At 66.0% G+C, this 12,832-nt stretch carries 13 protein-coding genes and 1 riboswitch; of the genes, 6 read left to right on the forward strand and 7 right to left on the reverse strand.

Annotated features, from left to right (window positions below; translation table 11 throughout):
• Position 1: 1 nt before the first annotated feature.
• Positions 2-1,216: a homoserine O-acetyltransferase gene (locus QW868_RS18590; protein ID WP_316163755.1), complete on the reverse strand. Its 1,215-nt coding sequence runs from the start codon at positions 1,214-1,216 to the stop codon at positions 2-4.
• 91 nt (positions 1,217-1,307) lie between these two features.
• A riboswitch (SAM riboswitch) is annotated at positions 1,308-1,387 on the reverse strand.
• 198 nt (positions 1,388-1,585) lie between these two features.
• Here QW868_RS18590 and QW868_RS18595 point away from each other — a divergent pair.
• From QW868_RS18595 to QW868_RS18605, 3 genes are read left to right on the forward strand one after another with little or no spacing between them, the layout of a single operon-like run.
• Positions 1,586-2,419: a chorismate mutase gene (locus QW868_RS18595; protein WP_315736239.1), complete on the forward strand. Its 834-nt coding sequence runs from the start codon at positions 1,586-1,588 to the stop codon at positions 2,417-2,419.
• 37 nt (positions 2,420-2,456) lie between these two features.
• Entirely contained in the window at positions 2,457-3,554 is a 1,098-nt protein-coding gene (hisC, locus tag QW868_RS18600) for a histidinol-phosphate transaminase (RefSeq protein WP_316231161.1), read from the forward strand.
• Positions 3,551-4,486: a prephenate/arogenate dehydrogenase family protein gene (locus tag QW868_RS18605; protein WP_316231162.1), complete on the forward strand. Its 936-nt coding sequence runs from the start codon at positions 3,551-3,553 to the stop codon at positions 4,484-4,486. Before hisC ends, QW868_RS18605 begins: the two co-directional genes overlap by 4 nt.
• Before the next feature lie 5 nt (positions 4,487-4,491).
• Here QW868_RS18605 and QW868_RS18610 read toward each other — a convergent pair whose 3' ends face one another.
• Entirely contained in the window at positions 4,492-5,676 is a 1,185-nt protein-coding gene (locus QW868_RS18610; RefSeq protein WP_316231163.1) for a DUF2125 domain-containing protein, read from the reverse strand.
• Between the two features lie 99 nt (positions 5,677-5,775).
• Here QW868_RS18610 and QW868_RS18615 point away from each other — a divergent pair, with 99 nt between their 5' ends.
• Positions 5,776-6,378 carry a gamma-glutamylcyclotransferase gene (locus QW868_RS18615; RefSeq protein ID WP_410051307.1) on the forward strand — a complete coding sequence of 201 codons (603 nt, stop codon included), beginning with the start codon at positions 5,776-5,778 and terminating at the stop codon, positions 6,376-6,378.
• A 2-nt stretch (positions 6,379-6,380) separates the two neighbouring features.
• Here QW868_RS18615 and QW868_RS18620 read toward each other — a convergent pair whose 3' ends face one another.
• The 4 genes from QW868_RS18620 to ftsE form a co-directional block, all read right to left on the reverse strand.
• Positions 6,381-7,148, reverse strand: a complete 768-nt coding sequence (locus QW868_RS18620; protein WP_315755963.1) for a lysophospholipid acyltransferase family protein — start codon at positions 7,146-7,148, stop codon at positions 6,381-6,383.
• Positions 7,149-7,160: 12 nt separating this feature from the next.
• A complete protein-coding gene (locus QW868_RS18625; RefSeq protein WP_315736233.1) occupies positions 7,161-7,874 on the reverse strand; it encodes a YdcF family protein in 714 nt (237 codons plus the stop codon).
• 255 nt (positions 7,875-8,129) lie between these two features.
• Positions 8,130-9,098, reverse strand: coding sequence for an ABC transporter permease (locus tag QW868_RS18630; RefSeq protein WP_315736232.1), 969 nt, complete (start codon positions 9,096-9,098; stop codon positions 8,130-8,132).
• Positions 9,091-9,750: a cell division ATP-binding protein FtsE gene (ftsE, locus tag QW868_RS18635; RefSeq protein ID WP_006615648.1), complete on the reverse strand. Its 660-nt coding sequence runs from the start codon at positions 9,748-9,750 to the stop codon at positions 9,091-9,093. Before ftsE ends, QW868_RS18630 begins: the two co-directional genes overlap by 8 nt.
• A 214-nt stretch (positions 9,751-9,964) precedes the next feature.
• On the opposite strand from ftsE, the gene QW868_RS18640 reads away from it, so the two are divergent.
• Together QW868_RS18640 and QW868_RS18645 are read left to right on the forward strand one after the other, a co-directional pair.
• On the forward strand, positions 9,965-10,822 hold the full coding sequence (locus tag QW868_RS18640; RefSeq protein ID WP_316231199.1) for an MJ0042-type zinc finger domain-containing protein: 858 nt from the start codon (positions 9,965-9,967) through the stop codon (positions 10,820-10,822).
• 54 nt (positions 10,823-10,876) lie between these two features.
• Entirely contained in the window at positions 10,877-11,257 is a 381-nt protein-coding gene (locus QW868_RS18645) for a response regulator (protein WP_315736231.1), read from the forward strand.
• A 388-nt stretch (positions 11,258-11,645) separates the two neighbouring features.
• Here the strand turns inward: QW868_RS18645 and QW868_RS18650 are convergent, their stop codons facing one another.
• On the reverse strand, positions 11,646-12,815 hold the full coding sequence (locus QW868_RS18650) for a mandelate racemase/muconate lactonizing enzyme family protein (protein ID WP_315778296.1): 1,170 nt from the start codon (positions 12,813-12,815) through the stop codon (positions 11,646-11,648).
• Between the last annotated feature and the right edge of the window lie 17 nt (positions 12,816-12,832).

Below are 12,832 nucleotides of genomic sequence, written 5' to 3' on the forward strand. Positions count from 1 at the left end.
CTCAGCCTCCCGTCACAGCCTTGAGGCCGCGCGCCTTGCCGGCGGAATCGAGAAAAGCGCTGGCGATCTCGAAAAACTCGGGGACGTCGAGCAGGAACGCGTCGTGCCCCCTGTCGGTCTCGATCTCGGCGAACGACACCCGCGCGCTGGACGCGTTGAGCGCATGCACCAGCGCCCGCGATTCCGAAGTCGGAAACAGCCAGTCGCTGGTGAAGGACACCACGCAGAAGCGGGTCTTGATGCCGCGGAACGCCGCCGCCAGCACGCCATCGTGGTCGCCGGCGATGTCGAAATAGTCCATCGCGCGCGTCAAATAGAGATAGGAGTTGGCATCGAAGCGCTCGACGAAGGACGAGCCCTGATAGCGCAGATAGCTCTCGACCTGGAAATCGGCGTCGAACGAGAACGTCGGCAACTCGCGGTCCTGCATGCGGCGGCCGAACTTGCGATGCAGCGCCGCGTCCGACAGATAGGTGATATGCGCGGCCATCCGTGCCACCGCGAGGCCGCGATGCGGATGAACGCCCTTGTCGCCGTAGCGGCCGTGGTCCCAGTCGGGATCGGCCATGACGGCCTGGCGGCCGAGCTCGTGGAAGGCGATGTTCTGCGCCGAATGCCGCGTCGCGCAGGCGATCGCGAGCGTGGCGAACACGCGCTGCGGATAGGCCACCGTCCATTGCAGCGCCTGCATGCCGCCCATCGAGCCGCCGACCACGGCGAACAGCGTGTCGATGCCGAGATGGTCGATCAGCATCGCCTGGGCGCGCACCATGTCGGGGATGGTGATGATCGGGAAATCGAGCCCCCAGACCTTGCCGGTCGCAGGGTTCAGCGAGGCCGGTCCGGTCGAGCCCATGCAGCCGCCAATCACGTTGGAGCAGATGATGAAATAGCGGCTCGGGTCGAGCGGGCGGCCGGGGCCGACCAGCGTCTCCCACCAGCCCGGCTTGCCGGTGACCGGATGACGGTTGGCGACGTGCTGGTCGCCGGTCAGCGCGTGGCAGACCAGGACCGCGTTCGATCTGTCGGCGTTGAGCTCGCCATAGGTCTGGTAGGCGATCTGGAACGGCGACAGGTCGACGCCGCAATCGAGCCTGAGCGGCTTGTCGGCACCGAACTGCGCGACCAGCGAACTCGGATGATCGACCTCGTGCGAGCGCTCTTCGGGCGCAATCGTGCGCAGCGCGGAGGTGGGTTTCGGCGTCAGGCCTGTCATGTCTCTCACCCCGGCCATCCGGCAAGGGCTCCCGAACCACGTGACACATCAGGCCATGAAAAACCCGGCCTGAACTGGGGTTCGGCCGGGATCGATAACGTCCCCGGCCTGTTTAGCGAGTTTTTTAACGTGGCTGCAAGCCGGCCGGCTCAAATGACCACGGAACAGGCAGAAACTAGTCCCGCGGGCGCTCCTCGTCAAGGCAAGCTCGGGTTGACCGCCGATCGGGCGCCCCATGGCTGCAGGTCAGCCAAGCCTAGGCAGCACGAGGTAAACTTGCTGTTGCGCACGTCCCCCGCATCGGAGAGAACGGCATCCGTTCCAGTCCGCCGCGCGTTGACCCGCGGCCTGCGAAGAGTGACCCTGCCCATGTCGACCCCGCCGCCAGCCCCTCCCTCGCTCGCCGATTTGCGCAAGGAGATCGACGCGATCGACGAGCAGGTCCATCAGCTCCTGATGAACAGGGCCGACATCATCGACCGGCTGATCAAGGTCAAGAAGACCCAGGAGGTCGGCTCGGCGTTCCGCCCGGCGCGCGAGGCCGACATGATGCGGCGCCTGGTGCAGCGCCATCGCGGCATCCTGCCGCTCGACACCGTCGAGGGCATCTGGCGCGTGATCGTCTCGACGTTCACTTACGTGCAGGCGCCGTTCTCGGTGCACGCCGACGTGTCGGTCGGCGAATCCGCGATGCGCGATTCCGCCAGGTTCCATTTCGGCTTCGTGGTGCCTTATGTCGCCCATTTCAGCGCCCAGGCCGCCGTCGAAGCCGTGGCGCGCTCGAAGGGCGATCTCGCGCTGGTGTCGACGACCTCGGGGCATACACCGTGGTGGATCACGCTGGAGCCCGCGGGCGCGCCGAAGATCATCGCGCGGATGCCGTTCATCGAGCGGGCCGACCATCCGGCGGCGCTGCCGGTGTTCGCGATCTCGCGCGTCGCGGACGACGCGCTGGTGCTGGAGGTCGAGACCTGGAGCATCCGCGTCTCCGGCTGGAATGCGCAGGTGTCCCGCGCGCTGTCGCCGCTCGCCGACGTGATCGCGGTGCCCGATACCGCCTTCGACGGCGCGGCGCTGTTGGTGTCGATCGAGTCGCCGTCGAACCTCGACAAGATCAAGGCTGCCCTGATCGCGGCGGGCGCCTCGGTGCGCTCGACGGCCCTCGTCGGCGGCCATGCGAAACGCTATACGGTTCCCAGCTGAGACGCCCCGCGCCAGTGATGATTTTCCGGAGTTGACGATGAACCGCCCCGTGCCGAATCCCGGCATCCTCGACATTGCGCCCTACACGCCGGGCAAGAGCCCGAAGCCCGAGCCGGGCCGCAAGGTGTTCAAGCTGTCGGCGAACGAGACTCCGTTCGGTCCTTCACCCAAGGCAATCGACGCCTTCAAGAGCGCGGCCACGCATCTGGAGGATTATCCGGAAGGCACCTCGCGGGTGCTGCGCGAGGCGATCGGCCGCACCTATGGCCTCGATCCCGGCCGCATCGTCTGCGGCGCCGGCTCCGACGAGATCCTGAATCTGCTGGCACACACCTTTCTCGGGCAAGGCGACGAGGCGATCTCCACCGCGCACGGCTTCCTGGTCTATCCGATCGCGACCATGGGCTGCGGCGCCAGGAACGTGGTTGCCGCCGAGACCGAGTATCGCACCGACGTCGACGCGATCCTGGCCGCGGTGACGCCGCGCACCAAGCTCGTGTGGCTCGCCAATCCGAACAACCCGACCGGCACCTACATCCCGTTCGACGAGGTCAAGCGGCTGCGCGCCGGCCTTCCCTCGCATGTCGTGCTGGTGCTCGACGCCGCCTATGCCGACTACGTCTCGCGCAACGATTATGAGTTCGGGATCGAGCTGGTCGCGACGACCGAGAACACCGTCGTCACCCACACCTTTTCCAAGATCCACGGCCTCGCGGCGCTCCGCGTCGGCTGGATGTTCGGCCCGGCGCACATCGTCGATGCCATCAACCGCATCCGCGGGCCGTTCAACGTCTCCTCGCCCGCGATGCTCGCTGCGGTCGCCGCGATCGAGGACACCGCGCATCAGCAGATGTCGAAGGCACACACCGAGACCTGGCGCAACTGGCTCACTGAGGAGATCGGCAGGCTCGGGCTGAAAGTGACGCCGAGCGTCACCAACTTCATCCTGATCCACTTCCCGACCGAGAAGGGCCGCACCGCGGTCGAGGCCGACGAATTCCTGACACGGCGCGGCCTCGTGCTGCGCGCGCTCGCCAACTACAAGTTGCCGAATGCGCTGCGCATGACGATCGGCACCGAGGAGGCCAATCGTCTGGTCGTCGAGGCTCTCAGCGAATTCATGAGGACGAAGTGAGCGTCGCGGGACGGTTCGAACGCATCGCGCTGATCGGCTTCGGCCTGATCGGCGGCTCGATCGCGCGCGCGGCGCGGCTGCAAGGCATGGCCGGCGAAATCGTCACCACGGCGCGTTCGGACAAGACCCGCGCCCGCGTGACCGAGCTCGGCATCGTCGACCGCGTCGTTGCGAGCAATGCCGAGGCGGTCAAGGATGCCGACCTCGTCATTTTCTGCATTCCCGTCGGCGCGTGCGGTCCCGTGGCCGAAGAGATCGCGCCGCATCTGAAGCCCGGCGCCATCGTCTCCGACGTCGGCTCCGTGAAGGGCGCCATCGTCCGCGACATGGCCCCGCACCTGCCGGCGCATGTTCATTTCGTACCGGCGCATCCGGTCGCCGGCACCGAGAATTCGGGACCGGACTCCGGCTTCGCCGAGCTGTTCATCAACCGCTGGTGCATCCTGACGCCACCCGACGGTGTAGATGCCGACGCGATCGATCGTCTCCGTGCGTTCTGGGCCGCGCTTGGCGCCAAGGTCGAGATCATGACGCCGGATCATCATGACCGCGTGCTCGCGATCACCAGCCACCTGCCGCATCTGATCGCATACACCATCGTCGGCACCGCCGACGAGCTGGCGCAGGTCACGGAGTCCGAGGTGATCAAGTTCTCCGCCGGCGGCTTTCGCGATTTCACCCGCATCGCCGCCTCCGACCCGACGATGTGGCGCGACATCTTCCTGAGCAACAAGGATGCCGTGCTCGACATGCTCGGCACCTTCACCGAGGACCTCTCCAAGCTGACGCGGGCGATCCGCCGCGGCGACGGCGATGCGCTGTTCGATCACTTCACCCGCACCCGCGCGATCCGCCGCGGCATCGTCGACATCGGCCAGGATTCGGCGGCGCCGGACTTCGGCCGGCCGCTGCCGCAGTTGAAGAAGCCCTGAAGGCTTCAGAACAGCGGTGGGACGCGGGCGACCTTGAACGGACCGAGCACCACGACCCCGTCGGCGAAGCGCAACGGGAAGGTCCGCGCCTTGCGCCCTTCGAGGGTGGCCTCCTTGCCGAGCGCATTGATGCCGAGCGCGACGCCAACATTGGCGTTCTGCTTGACGACCTTGCCGAGGCCGGGAATCGCGCGGTCGAGCGCACCGAGCAGGTTGTTGACGTCTTGCGACTTCACACCCGGCGCTACGCGATCGAGCGTCCCCTGCGGCACGCCGTTTTCGAGCATCTTGTCGAGACCGAGCGCCGGGATGACCTTTTCGATCCCCGCGACCGTCATCTGCACTTCGCCATCGATCCCGCCATTGGCGGTCAAGCTCAGCGTGCCCGCGGCGACCGCGAGCAATTCGCCCTGCTGGATGCGCGACTGGACGATCTCGACATGACCGCCCGCCGCCTGGATCTCGCGAAACCGCTCCGGCCAGGGTTTGGGCCTGAAGTCCTTGAGACCGGTGACGCGGGCCTGGACGTCGGTATTGAACGGTTCGGCAAGCAGAGGATGGCTGCCTTGGATGCTGCCGTTCGCGATCTGCAACGCGGTCTCCAGCACCGGATGGTCGGACGGCGAGCCCTCGGCAACACGGCCGTGCAATTCGGCATGATCGGCGCGCGCGGCGGGCACGGCGTTGTTGCCCTCGATGCGGTCGATGGTCGGTTGTTCGAACACGAGGTCGGCGCGCTGCGGCGGCCCTGGCAGACCGCGGACACTGGCCTCACCGACGCGCCAGTTCACGGAGAACGAGGCCGGTCCGCGACCGTCGGCGATCATAGCGGGTCCCTTGAATTCCGCGATGACCCGCTTCGGGTCCCACACCTGTGCGACGACGAGAATCTCGTCGAGCTTGGCGTTCATCAAGGGCGTGCCGGCGGCCTGCGAAAACAGGGCTACGTTCGGATCCGTACAGCGGACCTCGAGCCGGAACGGAAAGCCGGCGACCGAGCGGTTCGCGCAATCGAAGACGCGGCCGGACTTCGCTTCCCGCGCACGCCAGGCGTCGGCCTGGACATCCACTTGCGAAGCGGCGAAGAACCAGAATGCGCTCCACGCGACGGCGGCAATCAGGAGCAGGACGGGAGCTATGAAAAGCCCCCAGCGAGAGCGCCTGCGCGGCGGTTGCGGCAAACGAGACATGCAGGACACCCTTTGGGCAGCAATTTTGGCAATTCGGCGATCACGGATTGTGTATCTAGATTAACAATTCGCGAGCACCACACTTAGGCCTCCGCATTGATGTCCGCAATGACCCTCTCCGAACGCGACCTTCCCCACGGCGACCTCTGGGTCTTCGGCTACGGCTCGCTGATGTGGCGACCCGGATTCGCCTTTCTCGAGCAGGTGCCGGCGCGGTTGATCGGCGAGCATCGCGCGCTCTGTGTGTATTCGTTCGTCCACCGCGGAACGCCGGAGAAGCCCGGCCTCGTACTCGGTCTCGATCGCGGCGGCGCGTGTCGCGGCATTGCGTTTCGGGTGGCAGCAGACAAGCGCGACGATACCATCGCCTATTTGCGGGCGCGTGAGCAGGTGACCTCGGTGTATCGCGAAGTGACGCGCTCGGTATGGCTGGAGAACGACGCCCGCGAGCGGGTGAGCGCGCTGGTCTACGTGGTCGATCGCGGCCATGTGCAATATGCCGGCCGGTTGTCGCCGCAGGAGCAGTTGCGCCATGTACGCCAGGGTCACGGCCAGTCCGGCGCCAATCGCGACTACGTGATCTCGACCGTGAAGGCGATCGAGGCGCAGGGCCTTCGCGACACGCAGTTGCATCGGCTCGCAACGATGCTGCACGATGACGGCCACTCGCTGCATCCTGCGCCGGAAGGTGCGCCACCATAGCGTCAAGCTTTCACCGCCGCCGCTATGCGGCCGAACAGCCGGGCCTGCTCGGCCTGCCCTGCGGCGACCAGCCGATTGGTGGCCTCCTCGATCACGCTTTGGATCCGCTGCATGAATTCATCGCGTGGCAGGCCCGGCGGCAGCGGATCAAGAAACTCCACCACAAGCGTGCCCGGATAGCGCAGGAATGTGCGACGCGGCCAGAACAGCCCTGAGTTCAGCGCCACCGGCAGGCACGGCACGCCGCAATCCGTATAGATCAAGCCGACCCCGCCCTTGTAGTCCGGCGGTGCGCCCGCCGGGCGCCGCGTGCCTTCCGGAAAAATCACAAACTGACGGCCGTGCTTCACCTCCTCCGCCGCCCGCCGCATCACCTGCTTCAACGCGCGGGCGCCGGAGCTGCGGTCGATCGCGATCATGTCCGCCTTGACCAGATATTGTCCGAACAAGGGAATCCGCAGCAGCTCGCGTTTGAGAACGAAGAACGGCGCATCGAAGAAATGCAGCAGCGAGATCGTCTCCCACATCGACTGATGCTTGGCGGCGACGATAAGCGGCCCCTTCGGGATCTTTTCGACGCCGCGATATTCGACGCGGATGTTGCAGACGACGCGCATCAACACGATGTTGCTCTGCGCCCACCAATTGGCGACGCGCAGCAGCGCCTTGCGGGGCATCGCCAGGGTCGGCAACGCAATCAGCGCCCAGAGCACGAAGTTCGGGTAGAACAGGATGTTGAACAGCAGCGAACGCAGGAAGATCGAGACCATCAGAAACCCAGTTCAATTGGCTTGCGCCGTCGTCGGTCGGCGCGCCACCGAGCCGGTTGGCGGATCGACCTCGGGCGCGAGATCGAGGCCGAGATCGGCCAGCCGCAGCCGCATCTCGGCGGCGACAAATTTGGCATATTCGGACAACAGAAGTCGCAGCGTCGGCGCGCTGGTCCACCACGGCTCGTCACGCCATTTCTCGCCGACGACGGCATACGGAATGAGATCCATGCTCGGCATCGCATGCGACAGTTCGACGATGGCCCGCGGCATGTGATAGTTCGACGTCACCACGATCAGCGACTTGAAGCCGCGCTCGCTGGCCCACCGCCGCGTCTGCGCGGCGTTGCTGCGGGTGTTGATCGCCGAATAATCCAGATCGACGCAGCAGTTGATGAATGATCGCGCCTCGGGCAGCGACCTGGTGATGTTGCTGGCCTCGTTGGTCGGGTGCACGCCGGAGATCAGCAGCCGCCGGCCATAGCCTCCCGCCAGGAGTTCCACCGCGTCCGACACGCGCGACGAGCCGCCGGTCAGGACCACGATTCCGTCCGCCTTGCGCTCGGGCTGGATCTCGGCACCGCGCAATTGCGAGAGGAAGCCGACGAAACCGACCGCCGCGACGAAGAAGCCGAGCCCGAGCGTCGCCACGGCGCCCGCGAGCGTCCGCCACACCGCCACGGTGAGCGGCAGCTTTCGCCTGCTATGGTCGGTCTCCGGCTCCATGCAACGCCTGGCTTGTCCTTGCCTGCCTGCGCGCGGCGCCATGCCGTCGCGCGATCCCGTCGTTCAAGTCCGGGAACGCAGGCAGGTTTCGCCGGCCTCCCGATCACGTTCGCTCGCCGCCGATCCTGGCGCGCGACCTCCGCGGTGTTCGTGACCCAGCTCACCCCGTCCTGCCTCACCCCGGCGCAGACGATTTTAGGCGGTTTTCGGGCCAAGTGAAATCCGCAACGAGATGGCTGGGGATAGAAGCCGCCATCAGTCGATGCTCGCCAGCGTCGTGAACAGGGTCCGGCGTGCGGCCCAGCCGGTCACCGCGGCGATCACGATGGCCTGCAGCGCGATCGCGACATAGCCGAGCGGGCGCAGCGAGAACGTCCCGAGCAATGCCGCAAACTGATCGCCGACGGGGGTGCCGGAGAACCAGTTGGCGATCGACTCCGAGAACCCGAATCCGAGCATCGCAAGGCCGCCGCCGATCACGCCCCCCTCCAGTCCGAGCTGCAAAAAGTGCCGCAGGAAGTGATTGGCGATGTAGCGGTCACCGGCGCCGACGAAATGCAGCACCTCGACGATCGGCCGGTTCGCGGCCATCGCACCGCGGGTCGCGAACGACACCGAGATGATGGTGGCCGCGATCACCAGCACGAGAATGCCGAAGCCTGCAAACAGGGTAGCACCGGTCATCGAGCGCATGCGCTCGATCCAGGCGCGGTGGTCATCCACGCTGGCGGTCGGCGCAACCTGGGTCACGCGGGCGCGCAGGGCGTTGAGATCGAAGCTGGTGCCGGGCTGGACGCGTGCGATGATGACGCGGGGCACCGGAAGCTCATCGAACGACAAGCCGCTGCCGAGCCACGGCTCCAGCAGCTTGCTCGATTCCTCCTTCGTGAATGGCCGGACCTCCACGATTCCGGACTGCGCCCGCATCGCCTCCGTCACCAGGGCAATGTCGCGCTCGAGATCCCGGCCGGTCTTGGGGCGAACCTGAACGGTGATCTCGCTCGCCACCTCCGACTGCCATTCGGCCGCGGACTCGCTGACCAGCAGCACGCCGCCGGTCGTGATCGAGGCCAGGAAGGTCATGATCGCCACCACGGCGACCAGCGCACGGCCCGCGATCGAGGCGCGCGGCACGATCGGCGACACGATGCGGGCCTGCGCCGGCAGTTGCGGGCGGTCGTCGCCGAGATCGACCAGGAGGCCGCGATCGTCTACGCTACTCATAGATGTGCAATCGTCCCTGATGCAGCACCAGCCGGCGGGCCTCGTATTGGTCCATCAGCGTGATGTCATGGGTTGCGATGATCACCGCCGTGCCCGAGCGGTTCAGTTCGATGAACAGCCGCAGCAGGCGGCGGCCGAGCGTCGGATCGACGTTGCCGGTCGGCTCGTCCGCGAGCAGCAGCTGCGGCCGCGAGATCACGGCGCGCGCGATCGCCGCGCGCTGCTTCTCACCACCCGACAGGATCGGCGGCAGCGCATCCATGCGCTCGCCGAGGCCGACCCATTTCAGGAGGTCGATGACCTCCTTGCGATAGCTTGACTCGTCGCGACCCATGACGCGAAACGGCAACGCCACGTTCTCATAGGTCGTCATGTGGTCGAGCAGCCGGAAGTCCTGCAGCACGATGCCGATGCGCTTGCGCAGATCGGCGATCTCTTCCTTGCTGAGCAGCGAGATGTCGTAGCCGAACAGATTGACCAGACCGCGGGTCGGCCGCAGCGACAGGAACAGCAGCTTCAGCAGCGAGGTCTTGCCGGCGCCCGACGGGCCGGTGAGAAACTGGAAGGAATGGGCAGGAATCTGGAAACTGAGGTCGCGGAGAATCTCCGGCCCCAATCCATAGCGCAGCCCAACATTTTCGAACCGAACCAAAGCGTCAGCTCCGTTCGACCGCGTGCGCGGCAGACCCGCACGCTCCAAGCTCAGCGGTACGATGGCCCGATTGAGCGCCCGTTATGGTTTCCGGTTCGTTAACGGTCGCCGTGTACCATTGGCGCGATTGAGTTCCGAAGTTCGTCGACATGGCGGTCCTTGTAGCACGAACTGTCGGAAACAAAGCGGCAATGGCCGTTGGAGAACAGGCGCGATGTTCATCGTTTGCCCTCATTGTACGACATCTTATGCCATCGACCTGGCAACCCTGGGTATGGCTGGCCGCAGCGTACGCTGTTCCCGTTGCAAGGAGGTCTGGCTGGCACGACCGGAGGATGCGGTCGAGGCGCCCGCCCCCATGCCTGCCATGGCGGAGGCCGGCGCGTCGGCCGCGCCCCGTGACGCCGCCGACGAGTGGGAAGCCCTCGCCCGCCAGGAAGAAGATGACGGCGGACGGTCGCCCGAGGTGGAAAGTCCGCCGCTGGCCGCCGGCTGGCCTGACGATGCCCTCGCCGAGCCCGACGACGACACGGCCGATGCCGAGCAGCCGGCGCAGAGCGGGGCTTCGCGCCTCGCCGGTCTCCGCAAGCTCATCAGGCGCCCGACGTTGCCGGATTTCCCAGGCAATAAGCTGTTGAACCTGCCGGTGCTGACGGCCGCCATGGCGGCGCTCACGATTGCGCTCGTGGTGTGGCGCGCCGACGTCGTCAGGCTGCTGCCGCAGACGGCGTCGTTCTACAAGCTGGTTGGGCTCGAGGTGAACCTGCGCGGCCTGAGCTTCAAGGACTTGAAGGTGGCGACCGAAACCGTCGACGGCAAGCCGGTGCTGGTGATCGAGGGGACGATCGTCAGCTTGACGAGGAAATCGGTCGACCTGCCGCGGCTTCGGTTCAGCGTCCGTGACGCGCAGGGCACCGAGATCTACGCCTGGAACACGCTGCTCGAGCAGACCGCGCTCAAGCCCGGCGAGCGCACGACGTTCAAGTCGCGGCTCGCCTCGCCCCCTCCCGAAGGCCGCAATATCGATATACGGTTCTTCAACCGGCGCGACCTCGCCGCCGGCAGTGCATGATGGTTCCGGTCTCGCGGCTCTCTCGCGGGGCCAACGAGACGGAGACGAAACGACATGTCGCGCGTGCTGATCGCCGACGACGAAGATTCGATGCGGACCTTGGTCGCGCGCGCCATTGCCATGGATGGACATGAGATCGTGACGGCGCAGGACGGTGCCGAGGCGCTCGACATCCTGACGCGCGAGGCCGGTGCCTTCGACCTGCTGCTGACCGACATCCAGATGCCCATCATGGACGGCATCGCGCTGGCGCTGTCGGCAGCACGCGATTTTCCCGATTTGACCATCCTGCTGATGACGGGCTTTGCCCATCAGCGCGAGCGCGCGTCGAATCTCAGCGCGATCGCTCACGACGTCATCACCAAGCCGTTCTCGGTCGCCGATATCAGAACCGCGGTCGCCGACGCGCTGGCGTCGAAGGCGGGCAAGGCGTAGGGCGCCAACGATAATCCTCGACGTTGCTGCAGTCCGCGCTGTCATCCCTGCGAACGCAGGGATCCGTAGCCACCGCCGCCGTTGAGGGACAAGACTGGTCCCACATCTCGCGCCATCACATCTCCCTGGGGGCATGGGTCCCGGGTCGGCGCCACGCCGTCGCTTCGCGCCATCGCGGCTTGCCCGGGACGACAGCGATGGGTGCGATGGAGCGCGGACATGCCTGATGGGCTTGCGCCTGCGTAAAGGTCGCTGAAGGAACTGTTCCTCTCTCCTCCGTCATTGCGAGCGCAGCGAAACAATCCAGAATCCCTCTGCGGAGACCGTCTGGATTGCTTCGCTGCGCTCGCAATGACGCTGGGGCGGCCGTCGGACGCCCCGCTCAGCTTCACGCGCTGAGCGCGCGCATCTCCGCGTAGAGATCCGACTTGCCCTCGAAGCCGATGCCGGGGAGGTCCAGCATCGTGATGTGGCCATCGATCACCTTCACGCCGTCGGGGAAGCCACCATAGGGCTGGAACAGGTCGGGATAGCTCTCATTGCCGCCGAGGCCGAGGCCGGCGGCGATGTTGAGCGACATCTGGTGTCCACCATGCGGGATGCAGCGTGACGGCGACCAGCCGTAGGTCCTGAGCACGTCGAGCGTGCGCAGATATTCGCACAGGCCGTAGGACAGCGCGCAGTCGAATTGCAGCCAGTCGCGATCGGGACGCATGCCGCCATAGCGAATGAGGTTGCGCGCGTCCTGGTGGCTGAACAGGTTCTCGCCGGTGGCCATCGGGCCGGGATAGAAGTCAGCCAGCGTCGCCTGCAGGTGATAGTCGAGCGGATCGCCCGCCTCCTCGTACCAGAACAGCGGATAGTCGCGCAGCATCTTGGCGTAGGCGATCGCAGTCTCCAGGTCGAAGCGGCCATTGGCGTCGACGGCGAGCTGATGGCCGGAGCCGATCTCATCGAGCACGGCCTCGATGCGCTCACGGTCCTCATCGATCGGGGCGCCGCCGATCTTCATCTTCACGACATTGTAGCCACGCTCGAGATAGCCGCGCATCTCGCGGCGGAGCGCCGAGAGATCCTTGCCGGGATAGTAGTAGCCGCCGGCAGCGTAGACGAAGACGCGCGGTTCGGCCTTGCGGCCGTGCCGCTCCGCGAGCAGACGGAACAGCGGCTTGTCGGCGATCTTGGCGACCGCATCCCAGATCGCCATGTCCAACGTGCCGACCGCGACCGAGCGCTCGCCGTGGCCGCCGGGCTTCTCGTTGATCATCATCGCCGCCCAGGCCTTGTCCGGATCGATGTTGTCCTTGCTGGCATCGAGCAACGATGTCGGGTCAGCTTCCAGGAGGCGCGCGCGAAAGCGCTCGCGGATCAAGCCACCCTGGCCGTAGCGGCCGTTGGAGTTGAAGCCGTAGCCGACGACGGGCCGTCCGTTGCGCTCGACATTGGTAATGACGGCGACGAGACTGGAGGTCATCTTGGTGAAGTCGATATAGGCATTGCGGATCGGCGATGAGATCGGCTTCGTCACCTCGCGGACGTCGACGATACGGACGGTCATGGTCATTCTCCTGGTCG

Origin of the sequence: Bradyrhizobium sp. SZCCHNR1051 (genome assembly GCF_032489615.1) — a bacterium.
Lineage (GTDB): Bacteria > Pseudomonadota > Alphaproteobacteria > Rhizobiales > Xanthobacteraceae > Bradyrhizobium.